Origin of the sequence: Thermococcus sp. SY098 (genome assembly GCF_035621495.1) — an archaeon.
In the GTDB taxonomy this organism is placed as follows: Archaea; Methanobacteriota_B; Thermococci; order Thermococcales; family Thermococcaceae; genus Thermococcus_B.
In genome coordinates this window covers 1,793,671-1,811,860 of record NZ_CP141821.1, presented here as the reverse complement: position 1 = coordinate 1,811,860, position 18,190 = coordinate 1,793,671, and the positions used below count along the sequence as shown (strand labels likewise).

Annotated in this window: 30 protein-coding genes; 2 read left to right on the top strand and 28 right to left on the bottom strand. The window is 44.2% G+C overall.

Annotation, left to right across the window (positions count from 1 at the left end; genetic code table 11):
• Positions 1-2: 2 nt before the first annotated feature.
• From VFC49_RS10100 to VFC49_RS10005, 20 genes are read right to left on the bottom strand one after another with little or no spacing between them, the layout of a single operon-like run.
• The gene (locus tag VFC49_RS10100) at positions 3-383 is read right to left on the bottom strand and encodes a 50S ribosomal protein L32e (protein WP_013466385.1); all 381 of its coding nucleotides are present in this window, start codon (positions 381-383) and stop codon (positions 3-5) included.
• Positions 384-393: 10 nt separating this feature from the next.
• Positions 394-948, bottom strand: a complete 555-nt coding sequence (locus VFC49_RS10095) for a 50S ribosomal protein L6 (protein WP_324735448.1) — start codon at positions 946-948, stop codon at positions 394-396.
• A 10-nt stretch (positions 949-958) separates the two neighbouring features.
• Positions 959-1,351 (bottom strand): 30S ribosomal protein S8, encoded by a 393-nt coding sequence (locus VFC49_RS10090; RefSeq protein ID WP_167885271.1) that lies wholly within the window; start codon positions 1,349-1,351, stop codon positions 959-961.
• 11 nt (positions 1,352-1,362) lie between these two features.
• Complete coding sequence (locus tag VFC49_RS10085) at positions 1,363-1,533, bottom strand: 30S ribosomal protein S14 (RefSeq protein WP_013466382.1); 171 nt, start codon at positions 1,531-1,533, stop codon at positions 1,363-1,365.
• Positions 1,534-1,536: 3 nt separating this feature from the next.
• Positions 1,537-2,088, bottom strand: a complete 552-nt coding sequence (locus VFC49_RS10080) for a 50S ribosomal protein L5 (protein WP_324735447.1) — start codon at positions 2,086-2,088, stop codon at positions 1,537-1,539.
• Positions 2,089-2,099: 11 nt separating this feature from the next.
• Positions 2,100-2,846, bottom strand: coding sequence for a 30S ribosomal protein S4e (locus tag VFC49_RS10075; protein ID WP_324735446.1), 747 nt, complete (start codon positions 2,844-2,846; stop codon positions 2,100-2,102).
• A 2-nt stretch (positions 2,847-2,848) separates the two neighbouring features.
• The gene (gene rplX, locus VFC49_RS10070) at positions 2,849-3,211 is read right to left on the bottom strand and encodes a 50S ribosomal protein L24 (RefSeq protein ID WP_324735445.1); all 363 of its coding nucleotides are present in this window, start codon (positions 3,209-3,211) and stop codon (positions 2,849-2,851) included.
• A gap of 10 nt (positions 3,212-3,221) precedes the next feature.
• Positions 3,222-3,656 carry a 50S ribosomal protein L14 gene (locus VFC49_RS10065; RefSeq protein ID WP_013466378.1) on the bottom strand — a complete coding sequence of 145 codons (435 nt, stop codon included), beginning with the start codon at positions 3,654-3,656 and terminating at the stop codon, positions 3,222-3,224.
• Positions 3,657-3,661: 5 nt separating this feature from the next.
• Complete coding sequence (locus tag VFC49_RS10060) at positions 3,662-3,997, bottom strand: 30S ribosomal protein S17 (protein WP_324735444.1); 336 nt, start codon at positions 3,995-3,997, stop codon at positions 3,662-3,664.
• Positions 3,994-4,371, bottom strand: coding sequence for a ribonuclease P protein component 1 (locus VFC49_RS10055; protein WP_324735443.1), 378 nt, complete (start codon positions 4,369-4,371; stop codon positions 3,994-3,996). The genes VFC49_RS10060 and VFC49_RS10055 overlap by 4 nt, the downstream gene beginning before the upstream one ends.
• The gene (yciH, locus tag VFC49_RS10050) at positions 4,257-4,556 is read right to left on the bottom strand and encodes a stress response translation initiation inhibitor YciH (protein ID WP_193385904.1); all 300 of its coding nucleotides are present in this window, start codon (positions 4,554-4,556) and stop codon (positions 4,257-4,259) included. The genes VFC49_RS10055 and yciH overlap by 115 nt, the downstream gene beginning before the upstream one ends.
• A gap of 3 nt (positions 4,557-4,559) precedes the next feature.
• The gene (gene rpmC, locus VFC49_RS10045; protein WP_013466374.1) at positions 4,560-4,760 is read right to left on the bottom strand and encodes a 50S ribosomal protein L29; all 201 of its coding nucleotides are present in this window, start codon (positions 4,758-4,760) and stop codon (positions 4,560-4,562) included.
• On the bottom strand, positions 4,757-5,380 hold the full coding sequence (gene rpsC / locus VFC49_RS10040) for a 30S ribosomal protein S3 (protein ID WP_013466373.1): 624 nt from the start codon (positions 5,378-5,380) through the stop codon (positions 4,757-4,759). Before rpsC ends, rpmC begins: the two co-directional genes overlap by 4 nt.
• 4 nt (positions 5,381-5,384) lie before the next feature.
• Positions 5,385-5,855 (bottom strand): 50S ribosomal protein L22, encoded by a 471-nt coding sequence (gene rplV, locus VFC49_RS10035; RefSeq protein WP_324735442.1) that lies wholly within the window; start codon positions 5,853-5,855, stop codon positions 5,385-5,387.
• Between the two features lie 10 nt (positions 5,856-5,865).
• Complete coding sequence (gene rpsS, locus VFC49_RS10030; RefSeq protein WP_013466371.1) at positions 5,866-6,264, bottom strand: 30S ribosomal protein S19; 399 nt, start codon at positions 6,262-6,264, stop codon at positions 5,866-5,868.
• A 10-nt stretch (positions 6,265-6,274) separates the two neighbouring features.
• The gene (locus VFC49_RS10025) at positions 6,275-6,994 is read right to left on the bottom strand and encodes a 50S ribosomal protein L2 (protein ID WP_013466370.1); all 720 of its coding nucleotides are present in this window, start codon (positions 6,992-6,994) and stop codon (positions 6,275-6,277) included.
• 11 nt (positions 6,995-7,005) lie between these two features.
• Positions 7,006-7,266, bottom strand: coding sequence for a 50S ribosomal protein L23 (locus VFC49_RS10020; RefSeq protein ID WP_013466369.1), 261 nt, complete (start codon positions 7,264-7,266; stop codon positions 7,006-7,008).
• 6 nt (positions 7,267-7,272) lie between these two features.
• Positions 7,273-8,040, bottom strand: coding sequence for a 50S ribosomal protein L4 (gene rpl4p, locus VFC49_RS10015; RefSeq protein WP_324735441.1), 768 nt, complete (start codon positions 8,038-8,040; stop codon positions 7,273-7,275).
• 10 nt (positions 8,041-8,050) lie between these two features.
• A complete protein-coding gene (locus VFC49_RS10010) occupies positions 8,051-9,091 on the bottom strand; it encodes a 50S ribosomal protein L3 (RefSeq protein ID WP_324735440.1) in 1,041 nt (346 codons plus the stop codon).
• Position 9,092: 1 nt separating this feature from the next.
• The gene (locus VFC49_RS10005; RefSeq protein ID WP_324735439.1) at positions 9,093-9,869 is read right to left on the bottom strand and encodes a putative RNA uridine N3 methyltransferase; all 777 of its coding nucleotides are present in this window, start codon (positions 9,867-9,869) and stop codon (positions 9,093-9,095) included.
• Positions 9,870-10,307: 438 nt separating this feature from the next.
• On the opposite strand from VFC49_RS10005, the gene VFC49_RS10000 reads away from it, so the two are divergent.
• Positions 10,308-10,709 (top strand): cell division protein SepF, encoded by a 402-nt coding sequence (locus VFC49_RS10000; RefSeq protein ID WP_324735438.1) that lies wholly within the window; start codon positions 10,308-10,310, stop codon positions 10,707-10,709.
• A gap of 66 nt (positions 10,710-10,775) precedes the next feature.
• Positions 10,776-11,402, top strand: coding sequence for a ZPR1 zinc finger domain-containing protein (locus VFC49_RS09995; protein ID WP_324735437.1), 627 nt, complete (start codon positions 10,776-10,778; stop codon positions 11,400-11,402).
• Here the strand turns inward: VFC49_RS09995 and VFC49_RS09990 are convergent.
• The 8 genes from VFC49_RS09990 to VFC49_RS09955 all read right to left on the bottom strand — a co-directional run bounded on the left by VFC49_RS09990 (position 11,399) and on the right by VFC49_RS09955 (position 18,162).
• Positions 11,399-11,926: an ASCH domain-containing protein gene (locus VFC49_RS09990; protein ID WP_324735436.1), complete on the bottom strand. Its 528-nt coding sequence runs from the start codon at positions 11,924-11,926 to the stop codon at positions 11,399-11,401. The genes VFC49_RS09995 and VFC49_RS09990 overlap by 4 nt on opposite strands.
• Positions 11,927-11,970: 44 nt before the next feature.
• Entirely contained in the window at positions 11,971-12,972 is a 1,002-nt protein-coding gene (locus VFC49_RS09985; RefSeq protein ID WP_324735435.1) for a homoserine dehydrogenase, read from the bottom strand.
• Positions 12,969-13,817, bottom strand: coding sequence for a CBS domain-containing protein (locus VFC49_RS09980; RefSeq protein WP_324736736.1), 849 nt, complete (start codon positions 13,815-13,817; stop codon positions 12,969-12,971). Before VFC49_RS09980 ends, VFC49_RS09985 begins: the two co-directional genes overlap by 4 nt.
• Positions 13,818-13,937: 120 nt before the next feature.
• Positions 13,938-15,062: a sodium ion-translocating decarboxylase subunit beta gene (locus tag VFC49_RS09975; protein WP_013466359.1), complete on the bottom strand. Its 1,125-nt coding sequence runs from the start codon at positions 15,060-15,062 to the stop codon at positions 13,938-13,940.
• 6 nt (positions 15,063-15,068) lie between these two features.
• Positions 15,069-15,545 (bottom strand): acetyl-CoA carboxylase biotin carboxyl carrier protein subunit, encoded by a 477-nt coding sequence (locus VFC49_RS09970; RefSeq protein ID WP_324736735.1) that lies wholly within the window; start codon positions 15,543-15,545, stop codon positions 15,069-15,071.
• A gap of 2 nt (positions 15,546-15,547) precedes the next feature.
• Entirely contained in the window at positions 15,548-15,931 is a 384-nt protein-coding gene (locus VFC49_RS09965; protein WP_324735434.1) for an OadG family protein, read from the bottom strand.
• A gap of 10 nt (positions 15,932-15,941) precedes the next feature.
• Positions 15,942-17,510, bottom strand: a complete 1,569-nt coding sequence (locus VFC49_RS09960; protein WP_324735433.1) for a carboxyl transferase domain-containing protein — start codon at positions 17,508-17,510, stop codon at positions 15,942-15,944.
• 205 nt (positions 17,511-17,715) lie between these two features.
• Positions 17,716-18,162, bottom strand: a complete 447-nt coding sequence (locus VFC49_RS09955; protein ID WP_013466355.1) for a translation initiation factor IF-2 subunit beta — start codon at positions 18,160-18,162, stop codon at positions 17,716-17,718.
• Positions 18,163-18,190: the final 28 nt, after the last annotated feature.

The following is an 18,190-nucleotide window of genomic DNA, read 5'->3' as shown; positions in this document are numbered from 1 at the left end:
TATCACCCATTGAGCACCTTAATACCCAGCTCTCTGGCTCTCTCAACTATCATAATCCTCTTCTTCTTTCCAACGGTTCTTGCAATCCTTGCTGCCTGTCTTGCCGGGTCAAGGGCTTCAAGCTCCTTGACGTTGTGAACTAACACTTCCTCATACCCACTTGGATGTAATCCTCTAACAAGTTTGGGTGAGCTCCATCCAATGCTTGGTGACCTTGGCTTGCCCTTTTTCTTGAGTCTCATCTTGCTGTCAATTCCCTTTGGCCTTCTCCACTTTGGATCATTCTTGAACTTTGGAAAGCGCCACCATTCCTGCCTGAGGAACTTGGGCTTTTTCCTCTTGAGCTTTGCCCTAATTCTTAAGAGTCTCGCTTTCTCATTCATTTCTCACACCTCAGAATTTTATAGGCTTGCCAGCCTTCTCAACAATGTAAATTCCATCTTGGAACACTCTTCTATCCCACTTTGTAATCCTCGTTGCCTGCTCAATATTTGCGGCAGTTTGTCCCACTTTTTCTTTATCGATCCCTTCAACGATGATTTCCTGTCCCTGGACTTTGACTTTGACTCCCGGCAGTATTTGAGCTATTCTTGGAGCTTTTTCACCAAGGAAGTTCTCGATGACAACTTTATCTCCCTGAACCTTAACGGTAATCGGGAAGTGGCTGTAAACAACCTTAAGCTTGTATGTGAAGCCCTCTGTTACACCCTTAATCATGTTGTTTATGTGTGCCTTGAATGTTCTTGCAATTGCTATGTCCTTCCTCCTTGGAAAGTCCTTGTAAATCACAACCTTACCGTCCTCCGTGAATATCCTGACTCCCGGATACTTCAGCTCTCTCTCAAGCTCTCCCTTTGGACCCTTTACTTTAACAAGGTTATTCTCAACAGTGACCTCAACTCCCTCTGGAATTTCAACTTCTTCCCTTACCCATGCGTCAATTGGCATCTCTCTCACCTCAGTAGACGTAGGCTATCAGCCTTCCACCAATCCCCTTATCTCTTGCCTCTTTGTGAGTCATTACACCCTGGGATGTTGAGACTATCAGTATTCCAAACTCGAATGCCGGGAGGAATCTCTTCTCCCAGTACTCATAGTCTCTGGCTTTGACGGGAAATCTTGGTTTTATTGCGCCAGCCTTGTTTATCTTGCCTATGAGCTGAACTCTGTAAATTCCAGCCCTTCCGTCGTCGATGAACTCGAATTCGCCAATGTAACCATTTTCCTGCATAACCCTCAAAACTTCCCCAATGAGCTTTGAGGCTGGCTTTATATAAACCTCCTTCTTCCCAACCTTCTCACTGTTTGTGATATGAGATAGGGCATTTGCCAGCGGATCAAGCAAAGTCATTTTCTCTCACCTCACTCGTATTTCCTAAATCCTAACTTTGGAGCCATCTCTCTAAAGCAGTGCCTGCACAACATAAGCCCGTGGATTCTGATGATCGGCCCATACTGTCCGCAACGAATGCACCTTCTCGCACCCTTACCAAACCTTCTCGGTTTTCTCCTGTTGTAGTCTGCCTTCGCCATTAATCATCCCTCCACAATCTCAACGCCAAACTCCTCTTGCATGAAAACCATACCTTCTTCTTTTGTCAGTTTGTGTCTTGTGGGTATCTTTGTTCTCTTTCTCCTCCTTCTTGCAACTCTAAATCCTGGTCTTTCAAGGGTGACACACACATCCATACCGAAGATACCGATCTCTGGGTCGTATTCAACTCCAGGAATGTTGATGTGCTCATCAATTCCAAAGCAGACGTTTCCGTGTTCATCAAAACTTGATGCCTTGAGCTTATTGTCAACTGCCGCCAAAAGTCTTCTGAGCATTTCATAGGCTTTTTTTCCTCTGAGTGTAACTTTTACAGCTATTGGCTCTCCTCTTCTAATTCCGAAATCCCTGTTTGTTTTCTTTGCCCTTCTCCTAATTGGCTTCTGCCCAACAAGTTGCTGGAGCATTGACTCTGCTTTGGTTAGTCTCTCTCCGCTCTCGCCAACACCAATGTTGATTGTGACCTTAGCTATCCTCGGCCTCCTCATTGGGTGAGCTTCCCAATCAGCTAAAATCTGCTCCCTATTTGCTATCATTCCAATTCACCTCATGGCAGTGAAATCCCTGGCTTGTCCTTTCCAATAACGAAGGCATACTCTTTGAGCGTATCGAAGAGCTCACCTTCTTGATCTTCAATTGTAACGACATCTGGCCAGCCCGCTGGGAAGTGTCTGACCTCAACTATCTTACCAATTCTTGCAACGTTCTTACCCTGTGTGACGAAGACGTATGCACCGATTTCAAACGGAAGTATCTCAACGATTTCTCTCTCCGGCATCTTCATGAAGACTGTGTATGATGTCTTGAAGCGGTCTTTGACTTCATCGGTGAGTGAGCTGAGCTTTACGAGATAGTTAGTCCCATCATGGAAGCCAATCTGAAGGTTTCCTCCCTTGACCATGACCTTCCTGGTAATTCTAAGCGGTTTTATCTTAGCCTCTTCCTCGCTTATTGGATGAAGGATGAGCTTGCCAATTCTGTTTGGTAGAACCCTGTAATGCTCACCAGTCTCTGGGATTGAAACAACATCCATAATTCCAACTGGAAACTTGTAATCCTTCCTTGCCTTCCCATCTACAAGGATTTTGCCTTCGTTGAGTATCTTTCTTGCCTCTCTTGCCGTCTTTGCATAGCCAAGGTAATCTCTAACGATGTAAAGGAGTGGAATTGATGTTCTCATGTTGTGCGGTCCTGGCCTTGGTCTCACAGCCCACTTATAGGCTTTTCTCTCAATATACCACTGAGTTGGAGCTGCAAGCCTCTTTAAATGCCTCTTAGCACCTTTTCTTGCCATATTCAAGCCCTCCTCTCAATTATCTTCTTCCTTCTCTCATCGTCAAGGTTAAGCTCAACAATCATAACGTTTGAGGGATGTATTGGGTAGAACACTTCAGTTCCATTGACCTTCTTAAGTGTAACTCCCTCAACGTAAATCCTGTATCTCCTTAAGTCAACTTCAACAACTTTACCCTCAATACCCTTGTAATCTCCGCGCATAATTCTAACCTTATCACCAGTCCTTATTGGCAGGTTCCTTACGCCGTATTTCTCCCTGAGCTCTGGTGATAGTGTGGCACTCATTATTTTGTGCCTTAAGTGGAGAGGAGCGTTATATAAAAACTTCCTCTGCTTTCTTGGTTGCTTACTCTTAAGTCTCATCTCTCTCACCTCACAATACTATGCTCGCAATACCACCCAATCTAACCCACTTCTCAGCTGCTTCTCTTGCGATTGGTCCTCTGATTTCAGTTCCTCTTGGAACACCATCTTCTGTTGTGATAACAGCTGCATTGTCCTCAAACTTAACCCTCATACCATCCAATCTTCTGTATTCTTTTCTCTGTCTAACAATGACCGCCCTAACGACTTGGTGCCTCATGTCTGGTCTTCCCTTTTTAACCGTCGCAACTACCATATCGCCAACGCCCGCACTTGCTAACCTTCTTCTAACGCCGTGATATTCAACAACGCCAATGATCTGGATTACCTTTGCACCGCTGTTGTCAGCAACTTTAAGGTAAGCACCAACGGGTAAAGCCCTTGTAGGCCTTACAGGGGAAACACCTCTGGTTGCACCAGCACCTTTCTTTCCTCTCTTTGCCATCACAATCACCTCTTACCAGCTTTCTGCAAAACTGCAACAACGACAAAGTGCTTTGTCTTGCTTAACGGCCTTGTCTCAGCAATCAACACTCTATCACCGGCTCTGGCATTGATGCATGGCGGATTGTGTGCATGTATTTTGCTCCTTCTGAGCTCATATCTCTCATACTTCCTAAGGTAGTGGTAGTACTGCCTTTCAACTGTAACGGTTCTCCTTGGCTTGTCACTGACAACTATTCCTTCAAATACCCTACCGTGGATTTTTAAGTGCCCATGCCAGGGGCACTTTGGATCATCACATTTTTCAGCGGGAGGTTGAATTCTCAACCCAATGTCTCTCATTTTTTCCACCTCTTCTTCAATCTCATCTCGGGTCTTCCAATCAGATCCTTTCCATCGATCACGATTTTCTTATCGCCAACTTCAAACTCAAATTCAGCAACGTTCTTGGGGATTATCCAAACCTTTTCCCCGACGATTGTAAGCGTATTTCTGGTCTCGTCTATTACATAACCCTCAATGCCAACCAGCTCTGGATGAGAGCTTTTCTTGATTTTCACTTTCAGCCCTATTAGCTCGTGCCATATTAATTTTTTCTTGTTCACTCGATTTCTATTAAGTCCTCTGAAAATCCATACTCTGCCAACAATTGCTTGACCTTTTCTCTGTGATCCCCTTGAAGCTCGATCCTTCCTTTCTTTACTGTTCCTCCGCATGCCAGCTTCGCCTTCAGTTTTTTTGCTATCTCCTCAAGGTCAAATTCCTTCTCGTCTATACCTTCAATTATTGTCTTCAGCTTTCCATACCTTGCACGTTCAATATAGACCTTAATCCTCTGCTGCTCCTTCAATACCTCTTTAAATAACATCTCATCCAGAGGGTTTACTATCCTTGGCACCAAACATCACCTTCTTTCTCTCAACTTCTCCCTTTTAATTGTTAACAAACGGGCTATATCCCGTCTAAGATTCCTAATAACCATTGGATTCTCCAAAGACGTTCCCATCGTGAGCATTCCCCTTTCCTTAGCAAGCTCAAGCCTAAGTTCTCTGATTTTCTGCTCAATCTCCTCCAAGCTCATCTCCCTAATTTCACTGGGCTTCATCCTTCGCTCACCTCTTCTTCAAGTGGCTTCTCAATAATCTCAATTTCATCTGGAAGCCTTGCCTCTGGCGGCATTATTGCAACTTTAACACCAATAACACCAAGCTTAAGCAAAGCCTGTGCATATCCCTTGCTAACGAGTGTCTCTGCAGGGTTTCCGACTTTTGCAAGGTAGCCCTGGTAAAATCTAATGCTCTTTGCTCTCTCACCTGTAAGCTTCCCGCTTAGGCGAATCTCGACGCCTCTTGCACCATTCCTCATAATTGCCCTAATTGCCGCATAAGCTGCCCTTCTGAAGTGAACGCCCCTCTCTAAAGCTTGGGCAAGCCTAACGGCTTGAACCTTTGCGTTTAGATAGGGGTTCTTGATTTCCTCAACTTCAATCTGTGGATTTTCCAATCCAAACTGCCTCTCAAGAATCCTTGTGAGCTCCCTGATTCTTCTCCCACCTCTACCTATAACATAACCAGGATTTGCTGCAAAGATTATAACTTTTGTTCCAAGAGGTGTTTTCTTAATGTCCAGTCCACCGTAACCTGCTCTCCTTAATTCCTTTTCCAGATATTCATCGATGAGCATTTCTTTAACTGCTTCTCTAATGAAGTATCTCTCAATAGCCATGAGCTCACCTCCTTACCTCTTCAACAACTATCTCAATGTGCGTTGTCTCCTCGTTGAAGGGGGTGGCTCTTCCGAAAGCCCTTGGGATGTACCCCCTGAGCACTGGGCCCCTGTGGGCTGCTGCATGGATGATCTTAAGCTTATCTGGATCAAGTCCCTTCTGCTCTGCGTTGTTCTTTGCATTCAGGAGAATCTTCTTTATTGCCTTTGCAACCTTGACTGGATACCTACCTGGACCAAAGCCCTTCCCTCTCTTGTGCCCCTGTGAGTCATTGAATCTTCTCAATGGAACTGGTCTCTTCATTGCAATTACATCATCAAGGAATTTTATTGCATCGTTAAGCATCATTCCCCTAATCTCTCTGCATATCTCGACGGAAAACTTTGGTGATATTCTTAAGTCCCTTCCACTTGCTCTCGCCATCCTTTCTGGATCAAAATTTTGGAAAGAGTAGCCAAATCTTCCTCTGGACATTCATACCACCTCACTTGATTGCAACGAACATTGATGATCTTGTTGCACCAACACCAGGTGAACCGTGCTGGACTCTCTTTCTTGTTAATGCAAACTCACCCAAGTAGTGTCCTATCATCTCTGGCTTTATTTCAACGGGCACAAACTCTTTTCCATTGTGAACGTAGATTGTTATACCAACCATCTCTGGGAGGATTACCATGTCCCTGCAGTGTGTTCTGATGGGCTTCTTGTATTTGCCCTTCTTAGCCAGCCTAATCTTCCTCAAGAGCTTCTTCTGCTCTGGACTAAAACCTCTCTTCAAGCTTCTCCTCTGTCTTGCAGGGAAAAGCTCAGCTACCTTATCAAGAGGCATGTTTAAGAGCTCTTCAAGGGTGTAACCGCGATATCTAAACTCTTTTCTTGCCATTCAAATCACCTCACTTCCTCCTACCCGTTCTTCTCGCAGCAATATGGCCAACCTTTCTTCCGGGTGGGGCTCTACGAGAGACGGTGCTTGGTCTACCGATGTGGTGCTCTTTACCACCGTGTGGGTGGTTCACAGCGTTCATCTTGACACCTCTTGGCTTCGGCCAGAACCTGTTCCTTGCTTTCATGACATAGTATGCCTTACCCGCCTTAACTAATGGCTTCTCTAATCTTCCACCACCAGCGACAACACCAATTGTTGCCCTGCACATTGGGTTGAATGCTTTAAGCTCACCGCTTGGCAGTTGAACAATGACCTTGTCTTTTTCTCTGCTGACAACTAATGCATAGCTACCGCCGGCTCTTACAAACTTTCCTCCATCACCTGGAACTGCTTCAATGTCATAGATGTAGGTTCCCTCAGGAATCATTGCAAGCGGAAGTGTGTTGCCTATCTTGATTGGTGCGTTTGGTCCAATTGCTATCTCATCTCCAACCAAGAGTCCCTCTGGGGCTATGATGAGCTTTTCAAGACCGTTTTCAAACTTAACCCTTGCAACTGGTGCGGTTCTTCCAGGATCGTGGAGGATTTCAACTACCTTACCAACGATTGTCTTTTCCTTTGTCAGGTTAAGGGGTATATACCTCACAGCTCCCCTATACCTGTGAGACGGAGCCCTAAAGGTTGGACTTCCTTTACCTCTCCTCTGTTGAATCAAACTCTTACCCATTCTCACCCACCTCAGAACAATCCTATCCTGGCAGCAATTTCACTTGCACTGTATTCAGGCTTGAGCTTAACATATGCCTTCTTCTCGCCCTTCATTGTAATAAGTGTATTCACTTTTTCAACTTTAACATTGTAGATCTCCTCTACTGCTCTTTTGATGTCTTGTTTTGTAGCCCTTCTGTCAACGATGAATGTGAGCTTGTTTTCTTTCTCAATCAATGAAACTGCCTTTTCTGTAACAACAGGTCTGATAATAACCTTGTACGGATCCATCTTCCATCACCCGTAAATCTCCCTCAATCTCTCAATTGCACCCTTTGTCCAGATTGTCAATCTTCCTGGGTGTGTACCTGGAGCAAGCATCTCAACTCCAAGGTTGTCTACTAATACAACATCAACACCTGGGTGGTTCCTTGCACCTAAGAGTATTCCCTCATTCTTTGCAACGACGATGAGTGGACCTTTAGCCTTCTTGTATCTCCTTCCTCTCATCTTACCTTTTCCAGCTCTAACCTTTGTGTTCTTCTTAGCTCTCTCAATATCGTCCCAAATGCCGAGTTTCTTAAATATCTCCCTTGTCTCCCTTGTCTTACCTATTTTCTCGAGCTCATCCTCAACGATGAGCGGAATTTGCGGAACGTTGTCAATTATGTGCCCTCTCGCTCTAACCAAATCATAGTTGGCTGTTGCTGCAATTGCACTCATGAGAGCGAGCTTCTTCTCTTTCCTGTTGATATCCTCCCAGATTATCTTCTCGACCTTTGGCGGATGAGCCCTTCTACCTCCCCTTGCAAATGGGACGAATGCAGCAAACCTTGGAGCGGTCTTTATTCTTTCAACTCTTGCCATTCCATGACCCTTACCAATGTTCTCTGTGACCCTTCTCTTACCGGCCATTGGGTCTCTACCCTGGGGCTGAATTCTGTGTGTCCATGAAGCGATGACAGCTCTTCTAATCAAATCTGGTCTGAAGGGGGTTTCAAATACCTTGGGCAACTCAATCTCCTCAATTGGCTCGCCGTTGAGTGAAAATACCTTAACCTTCATCTAACTCACCTCACTGCTTTGATTCTCTACTAACGTATGTAATCTGTGGCCTCTCAACAGGTGGCTTCTTAGCTGGTGGTCTGATTGCTGGTCTGACTCTGATGATTCTCTTAATCGCACCTGGCACTGAACCTGCAATCATGAGGAAGTCACTCCTAACGATTCCATAGTGTGGAAAGCCGCCCTTTGGTGTAATCTCGATCTTGTTGCCATTGAGCTCAAGAAATCCGTTTTCACCAATAGCGATCAACCTTTTGTTGAACTCTGTCCTGTGGTGGAAGCCCATCTGACCGGCTTGTGGAACCGTCCACATAACCCTTGCTGGATGCCATGGGCCGAGGTTACCAACGTGCCTTCCCTTTCCAGCCCTCTGAGCCTTGTGGAACTGAATCTTAATGCCCCACCTCTTAACTGGACCTTGAGTTCCTTTGCCCTTTGTGACGGCTATGACGTCCAAAAGCTCACCTTCCTTGAGGACTTCCTTTGCCCTGATTTCTTTTCCAAGCTTTTCCTTTAGATAGGCAAACTTCTCTTCTACGCTCTTTCCACCAACGGCGTATTCCATAACTTCTGGCTTCTTCTTGAGCTTGATGAGCCTTGGCTGAGTGTGAACCAATGCCCTAACTTCAACAATTTCACCGCTCTTAACGAGATCTTCAAGCTCGCCAAGCTTCTGCTGGAATGCCTCTTCATCGTAGTTCTTTGGAAGTGTTTTGATCCTTCTCTTTAAGTCTGGATTGAGATTTGGAATCCAGACCTCTGTTGCTGTTTCAAGACCAAGATAACCCTGTTTGTACGCTCTGATTCCAAAGACAACCATTGGTGGAGTCTCAACTATTGTAACCGGCATGAATATCTCTTTGCCCTTTGTAAGCCCTGGTCTGTCATCTATCATGAGTATGTGAGTCATTCCTGCCTTGTATCCAGCGAATCCGAGTAACCTCACTTCTTCCTCTTGAGGCCACTTCCTAATTCTTGGGACTATGCTCTTAGCCCTTTTTCTTGGGGAATACGCCAGTGAACCTCTTCTTGGCTTGCTAATCTTACCCATATCAATCCCTCCTTATGAAATTAAACACCGCCAAAGTCGCCAACACGGCTTCTTCGGTTCTAACCGTTTTTGTCTTTTGATTTGGAATCGTATTGAGGATTAGATCAAAGGGATAATCCTCATTGAAGTCTCTCAGGATCTCCATCACGCCCTTTCTCGGCGATCCGAACACGAATCCGATCTCCCCCTCCAGAGGAGGGAGCTTAACTTTCCTTACATCCTCACCTTTACGTGAGGTCGCGATTGCTAAGTCAAGTCTTGCCTTTTTAAGTGTTTTTGCCAGTGTTTTGTTCGTGAGATGAACCCTGTATCCCCAGTATTCAGCAGGTTTCGCCGGAACTACCCTCAGGGGATTCACTGAAACTATTTTGAACGTCATTCGCCCTTCTCCAGAGCCTTCAACGAGAGCCAGCTCGTCAAGGCCAATGTCCGCGTAAAGCCGCTTTCCCTTTTTAATGATTACACCCTCCCGAATTTCCCCCAGCTTGGGTCTTCCCTTGAGCTTATGGTGGGGAGTTCTTAAAGGAGGGATCACACCAACATATTTAAGCTCCTTCCTTATCGGGAACAATGCCTTACGGAGGTACTGGGGAGTTTCTGCGTAGTCAAGGATCAGTTTTATGAACTTTCCATCTTTGCCGCCGGCTTTGTAAATCCATATGTGTTCAACACCGAAGATTGCAGCTGCCCTTGCTATCTGCCCAACTTTGTATGTCCTTATTTTTGGGTCGGCTGTCTCTTCAAGGAGTGAATCTGGAATGAAGATGTGTAATGTCATTTTTGCTCATCCTTCACTTATACACATGGGGAAGCTGTGATGGAGTAAAAGGAAAGTATTTAAAAGACTTTCGAACCCTTCCACCCTTTTTCTGTCTTTGAAGTATGAAAAATTTTTGCAAAGCAAATCAACTTAAAACATCGCTCTTCGAGCGCAAGAGAATAAGGAACACAAATCAAAATCAGTTTATGGATTTGAACTAAGCTCATAACATTCCACAAATATTAGTTTTAAAAATATGAGGGGCGAGGGGAGCTATGCTCCCCCGGTAGCTAAGAAAAAAGGAAGGGTTAGGGAAACGTAGTTTCCCCAATAGAGAAAGATGGGGATTGAGGGTAAAGGGAGATAAGGGGCGAAGCCCCTTGTCGCCCTTCCACAAGAAATATAAACACCAATGCACAAAAATAATTCAGTCTAAGGTTCATGGAGGGAAAAATAATGGGACTGTTTGACAAAATTATTAAGAAAGAAGAGCCAAAAAGAAAGCCCCTAAAATTTTCAAGGAAGGAACTTGAAGGGAAAGTAAGGGCAGATATTGATGTTATCCCCCTTGAGGAGGATGAGCTTGCAAAGGAAATTGCAAAGCCCGAAATTAGATACATCAAAAAAATCGTTGTCACCAGCTACACTGATCTTGAAAAGATTTCTGAAGAAATTCAGGAAGGAAATATTGTCATAGTTGACTTAACCCCCCTTGAGTCAAAGCAGGAGATACTGGAGAAGATTGCAGAGCAGATAAAAGGTATGGTACATGGGCTTGGTGGAGATCTTGCAAAAGTTTCTAAGTATGAAATCAAGCTCATTGTAACACCTCCAGACATAAAAATATACAGGGGCTAACCTTTCTTTCCTTTCCTCAACAATGAATTTATAAACCCCCCTGGAACTCTTCTACTGGTGACTCTCATGAACGAAAAGACAGCCAATATTCAAGAGATCAGACTTGGGAACTGTCCAATCTGTGGGGGCAAAAACAGCCTCAAAGCCATTCAATATATTCATGATATCCCTTACTTCGGCAAGGTCATGGAGTCGACGATCATCTGTGAAAAATGCGGCTACAGAAGTGCGGACGTGATGATACTGGAAGAAAAGGAACCAAAGTTATACACAGTGAAGGTTGAAGACGAAAAAGATCTGTTTACAAGGGTTGTGAGGAGCAAGAGCGGGACAATTGAACTGGAAGAACTCGGTATAAAGATTGAACCCGGACCAGCGAGTCAGGGATTCGTAAGCAACGTTGAAGGTGTTTTGGAGAGAGTTAAAGAAACTCTTCTGATGGCAAGGAACTTTAAAGAACAGGAAAACGATAAGGAAGCAGTTGACAAAATCGATGAGCTCTTGGAGTACATTGAAGATGTTAAGGAAGGCAGAAGGTCATTAACAGTTAAAATTATGGATCCCTTCGGAAACAGCGCATTGATAGGTGAAAAAGTCAAGAGCAGACTTTTGACAAAGGAAGAAATTAAAAAGCTCAGCACAGGACCTTATGTGGTAATTGAGCCAGAAGAACTTGAGAAAGAAAAAGGCTAAATAAAAACTGTTTCCCTACTCATTAAGTCCTCAAGCAGGGCTTTAACCCAAGGTTGTCTCGTCTTGCTTGATAGGTGAATGATGCCTTCCACAAAGACACCGTACTTTTCTTTCATCTCTTCTCTGCTTATAGGCTCCTTGAAGAGAAATGGCTTCTCAATGGTAAAGGCGTAGCCGTAATTTTTGACATATTCCTTAAGCCACTGCTTGCCCCTCTCTTCCCCGTGAACAAAAGTTAAGCCGCTTGTATCTTTTGTAAGCTCCCAAAGGGTCTCAAAATCAGCCTTTATAACCTCGCCCACCTCAAAACCACCTGCAATCGTTCCCCTCTTAGTTAGCAGTTGCTCCTCAGTTAAGCCGAGTTTCTCAAGTGTTCTCTTAAGGGTGAATAAATTCCCTCTCGCTATGTAAAGGAAGACAATATCCCCTTCATCAAAAATTCTCGAACGTCTAATTTCGTGAGACTTCAATCCTCTGAATATCAGCTCGCCATATACCTGATGGAGTGCAATCACATGCTCCATGGTCTCACCGAAGAAAGCTCAACTATAGAAATATAAAGATTTGGTTATTCTCTTATCACGGCTTTAATGATATCACTCACAACGGCTGAAGCTGTCTCTTTAACCCCTGCACCTGCACCTTTAACTATAAGTTTTCCCAATAAATCAGTCTCTATTACCGCAACATTTTGTGTTCCATAGACAGCCAATGGAGATTCTTTGGAAATAAAGCTTGGCTCAACAGAGACTTCCCCTTTTTTAACTTCAGCAACCAACCTTATGACCTTGCCTTCTTTTTTAGCTCTCTCTATATCCCTCATTGATACTCCAGCAATGCCCCTAATCTTTAACTTTTCAAAGCTTATTGGATAGAAAGCAACATTGTGGAGGATTGTGGCCTTATAAGCAGCGTCTATCCCCTTGATATCTGTGCTTGGATCTCTCTCAGCTATTCCGAGCTCTTGAGCTTTTTTTAATGCCTCTTCAAAGCTCAGTCCTCTCTCCATCTGGCTCAAAATGAAAGTTGTTGTCCCGTTGAAAACTCCCTGAATGCTCAGAATTTCATCCCCCAAGAGGCTTTCCTGCAAAAGGGTTATTATTGGAGTTCCAGCCATTACAGTTGCTTCAAAGCGATAGTTTACTCTCCTCATATACGCCTCCTGGGTGAGTTCCATGAAATGAAAAACCAAAGGAGGTTTGTTTGAAGTTACAACATGCCTACCATGTCTGAAAGCTTCCATATGCCATTTCCATGCATTCACATCGTTGGTCACATCAATAACAACGTCGCTTTCAACTTCCTTTACAACCTCCATGGGGGACATCTGATAAACCTCATAGTCGTTGCCCCATTTATCCAAGCTTCCAAAAGTTTCCTTTACCATTAACGCCTCTCTTAAATCTATTCCACCCTCATCCCAGATCGTTGCCTTAGAATCGGAAATGCTAACGATTCTAAATTTCAAACCATACTTTATTCTAAACTGCTCCGCTTTTTCAATTAGAACTCTCGCAACTCCTTTCCCTACATTTCCAAAACCTATAAAAGAAAGAAAAACCTCGGTCATCTTCTGTTCACAATTACCTTTATTAAGTCCATATCTCTGATTAATCCTACAAGGTCACCTTCTCCTCTAATGACAGGGAGCTGTTCAATCTTGTATTTAGCCATTTTGTTTGCAACATCGTAAACACTCATGTGAGGCGTCGCTATTATTGGATTTTTCGTCATAATGTCTTCAACTGGCTTCTTGGGAAGCTGAAGTTCTGCTTTTTCAAAGAGCAGAGTAGGATTGCTCTCAAGAATCCACTCCTCTTCACTCGAGACCGCCAAAGCAGAACTCTTCATGACTCTGACAACTTCGCTGTCCTTAAGTAAATCTGTCTCATCAACTATTCCAACTAAATTTCCATCATCATCAATCACCGGAATTGCCATTGCATTGCAGAGGAGAAGGGCTTTTAATGCAGCTTTTAATGGGGTTCCCTTCCACACAACACTGACATTTCTCTGGTAATAGGGCTCAATTTCAACATTCCTGTACTTCTCATTCTTTGCAAGATACCTCCTAATAATGTCACCAACTGTTAGGATTCCAACAACTTTGCCATCATCATTAACAACAATTACCCTCCTATAGTCATAGTCGAGCATCAAACGAACAGCTTTCTTAAGGTCATCGGTCGGTTTGACTACAGGAACATCTCTCTTAACGAGCATTGCTAACTGATCCTCATCAGGATTCACAAGAACCCTCTTAATGCTCACAATACCAACCAGCTCTTTATTTCCTCTCCTAACTACCGGAAAAGACCTAACATTATGTTTTTTAAACAGCTCAAGGGCATAGCTCCTTGTTGCAGGCAGTTCAATAACGACGGGATCTGGCGTCATTATGCTCTTAACTTTCACTTTTACCACCGGTCTTAACTAAAATGCCGTACTCCTATTTAAACTTTTCATTGACAAATCGTCAAATACCAAACCAGATGGCTTTCAAACATTGTCTTAAAATTAGAATAAAAGAGAAAGTCATCCAAGCGCTGAAAGCAGGACTCCAGCAACGACAGCAGTCCCTATAACTCCAGCAACGTTTGGGCCCATTGCATGCATCAGTATAAAGTTGCCTGGATCCTCCTCAGCTGCTAATTTCTGAACGACTCTTGCTGACATTGGCACTGCTGAAACTCCAGCTGCCCCTATCATCGGGTTTATCTTTCCTCCACTGAGCTTCATCATAAGCTTTCCTAAGAGGACACCGCCGGCAGTTGCTGTTGCAAATGCGATAACGCCAAGGGCGAGAATCATTAGGGTTTTTGCTGTTAAGAAATATTCCGCCCTCATTGTTGAACCGACTCCAAGTCCAAGAAAGATTGTGACGATATTCATAAGCTCTTCCCTTGCCGCTTTGCTGAGCCTTTCAACGACACCGCTCTCTCTGAAGAGATTCCCTATCATGAGCATGCCAATTAACGGAGCCGCTGAAGGAACGAGCAGACCGATAATTAACATCGATGCAATCGGGAAGAGAATCTTTTCACGTTTTGAGACTGGCCTCAGCTGCTCCATCCTGATTTTTCTCTCCTCCGGAGTTGTCAATGCCTTAATAACCGGCGGCTGGATCAGGGGGACTAAACTCATATAGCTGTAAGCTGCCACAGCCGTTGCGCCCAAGAGGTGTGGTGCAAGTTTTGTCGTTAAATAAATCGTTGTAGGGCCATCGGCACCACCAATAATGCCAATTGAAGCCGCTTCTTGAAGAGTGAAGCCCAAAGCAACTGCTGTGAGCATCGCAATGAAGACACCAATCTGAGCAGCTGCACCAAGTAGTGCCGTCTTAGGATCAGCAATCATTGGGCCAAAATCAGTCATTGCACCAAGACCAAAGAATATCAGCAGGGGAACTACTTCCGTGCTGATTAAGTACCGATGGATCAGATAGAACAGTCCATGAGGTGGATCAGCTATTCCTGTAAACGGCAGATTCACGAGCACGGCACTTATACCTATTGGGAGCAACAGCAAGGGCTCCATACCTTTGACCACTGCCAGATAAACAAGCGTAAGCCCTACAAGTATCATAACCACGTTACCTACAGTTAGGTTAAGCAACCCCATGTGTGCAAAAAAGTCTATTATTGCCTGTTCTAATCCCATGTTCCCTCACCCTATTTCTATTAGTGGTTGGTTTGTGTCTACGGTGTCGCCTTCTTTTATGAGGATTTTCTTTACTATCCCGTCTTTTGGTGCTGGTATTTCGTTCTCCATTTTCATTGCCTCAAGCACAAGCAAACCCTGACCAGTCTTAACTTTCTCACCCTCACTCACCAAAATCCTCAAAACCTTACCAGGCATCGGAGCAGAAACCACATTACCACCCACCGACACTGACGTTGGAGTTGAAGGTGCTACTGGAGTTGAAACAGGAACTACCGAAGGTGCAGAAGGAGCTGGTGCAGATACTGAAGGAGCTTGCACTTGAGCTGGCATCTCCATTGCACTCAACGGAATTCCTAAGTCCTTAGCTTCAACTTCATAGCTCTCTCCTTCAAATGATACTCTGAATTTGCCTGTGCCAAGTTCCTCAACTTCAACCTCGTAAGTGACACCATCAACGATGACCTTAACCTTGCCTTTCATCTTCACCACTTCCCCAACTCATAGTTGAAATCCTCAACTTCCTCCATTTGAGTTTGAATTCCATATAAACGCCAAGCATCAGAAGGCTTCCTTTTAAACGGAACAGGTCTCAGCTGAGCATTTTTCTCAGCTATATACGCTAAAATTGCTGCTGTTATTACAGCAAGCTTTTTAGGTTCAATCTTAGGCTTCTCCTCAACTTTAGCTTCTTCCCTAACCACAGGTGCCTCCTTTGCCTTCTCCTTTTCAACCAAGCGCTTTTCCAAGTAACCAATCGCATACATTGCAATGGCTAAAATGGTTAAAACGGTGAAAACTACTGTAACCCCAAGGATTGTTATGTAAAGCCCTTCAAGGAATTCCTGCATGGTAACAGCAACAACCATGCAAAACACCTCACAGTGGAATATTCCCATGCTTTTTCGGTGGAAGCTTAACCCTCTTGCTCTCCAAAGCCTCAAGAGCCATAATGATCTTTCCTCTTGTCTCTGCCGGATCAATAACATCATCAATGTACCCTCTTCCAGCTGCAACGTATGGGTTGGCAAACTTATCCCTGTACTCCTTGATTTTTTGTTGCTTGAACTCCTCCGGATTTTCTGCTTTTGCGATCTCCTTCCTGAAGATAATGTTCGCAGCACCCTCGGGACCCATAACGGCAATCTCAGCAGTAGGCCATGCGAAAACGAAATCCGCTCCCAAATGTTTGCTCCCCATGGCTAAGTAGGCTCCACCGTAAGCTTTTCTTAAAATAACAGTCACCATTGGAACTGTAGCTTCTGCATAAGCGTAGAGAACTTTTGCACCGTGCCTAATTATTCCTCCGTACTCCTGCTGGACTCCAGGTAAATAACCAGGAACGTCAACCAAAGTTACAATTGGAATGTTAAACGCATCACAAGTTCTAACGAATCTCGCAATCTTATCCGAGCTGTCGATATCAAGGACGCCAGCCAGGTGTATGGGGTTATTAGCCACAATTCCCACCGTCTGACCGTTAAAACGTCCAAAGCCGACAACAGCATTTGGTGCATAGTAAGGCAGAATCTCAAGGAAATCTGGATTTCCATTTGCATCCCTATCGACAATCTCGTAAATCACCTGCCTAACATCATACCCCTTGTTCGGATCATCGGGAACAATTTCGTAAAGCCTGTCGCTCTTTCTAAACGGTGGGTCATTTGTTTTAACCCTCGGAGGCTTCTCCATGTTGTTTGATGGCAAATAGCTTAACAGCTTTCTGATGAGCATGAGGACTTCCTCATCACTCTTGCCGATTAAGTGTGCCTGCCCGCTCTTTTGAGCGTGAACCATTGCTCCGCCAAGCTGGGTTGGTGAGACTTCAACTCCAGTAACTGCCTTAACAACTTGTGGTCCGGTGATGAACATGAATGTTGCCGGATTGTCAACCATGAGGATGAAGTCGCCTATGGCAGGGCTGTAAACTGCACCACCAGCACAGGGGCCCATAATAGCTGTAATCTGTGGAACAACACCGCTTAAAATTGTGTTCATCTTAAAGATTTCCCCGTAGCCTTTAAGTGAATCTACGCCTTCTTGGATTCTTGCCCCTCCCGAATCGTTGAGTCCAATTATTGGGGCTCCAGCCTCAAGTGCAAGTTCCATGACGCGTTTAATCTTCATTGCATGCATTTCCCCTAATGAACCGCCCATCACTGTGAAGTCTTGGGCGTAAACAAAAACCAACCTACCGTCAATTGTTCCATATCCAGTGATAACGCCATCCGCCGGCAGTTCCATTTTGTCGAGGCCAAATTCAGTGTTCCTGTGCTTAACGAACATACCGATCTCAACAAAGCTTCCCGGATCAAGGAGTTTCTCAATCCTCTCTCTTGCCGTAAGCTTACCCTTCTCATGCTGCTTCTGAATCTTGGCCTCACCACCCATCTGCAAAATCTTCCTCTTCTTTTCATACAGTTCGTTCACCTTTTCCTCCATGCTCATAGAAATCCCCCGTTAGCATTAGTCTAAATTTTGTAGTTTGTAAAGTTTAAAAGGGTTTTTATGATTGCAAAATAATGAACAAATGCCTACAGCTGAACGCTCAAAACCTAACCCTTCTCTTTTAATTTTGTAAAATTATTGCACAGAAATTGCTCAGAAACGCTCGACAACAAAATTAGAAAAATAAAGGATTGAGTGAATTAAATCACAGGTGGGCAATTGGTGTTTCTGCACCACATGCTTCACACTTGAGATAATGGAACCTGCCCTTCTTGGTGATCTTTGTATCTGGTGAACCACACACTGGACAGATAACGTACTCCTTGAGATACTTTTTCATCTTGTTTGCTATGAGATATGGTGTAAATCTACCCTGGAGGATGACTCTTCTTCCTTCAAGGGTTCCTGCGGTAGCCACTTCTCTCAGAATGAACTTAAGCAGGTGATTTGGATCTCTATTCATAGCTTCAGCTATATCCTTAAAGTTCTCTATAATTGTTTTGTTGCCCTCAATTGTAACTATGGCAACTGGAACCTCAAATCTTGATGTGTGGTGCTTAACGTTCTCCGGCAACTCATCGTAGGCTTTCTCCAATAGCTTTTCATAATCGTAATAGTCATATTCAACTTTTTCGATTCCTTTCTCGCCCATTTCAACACCTCCAAAAATGCTACTCCTT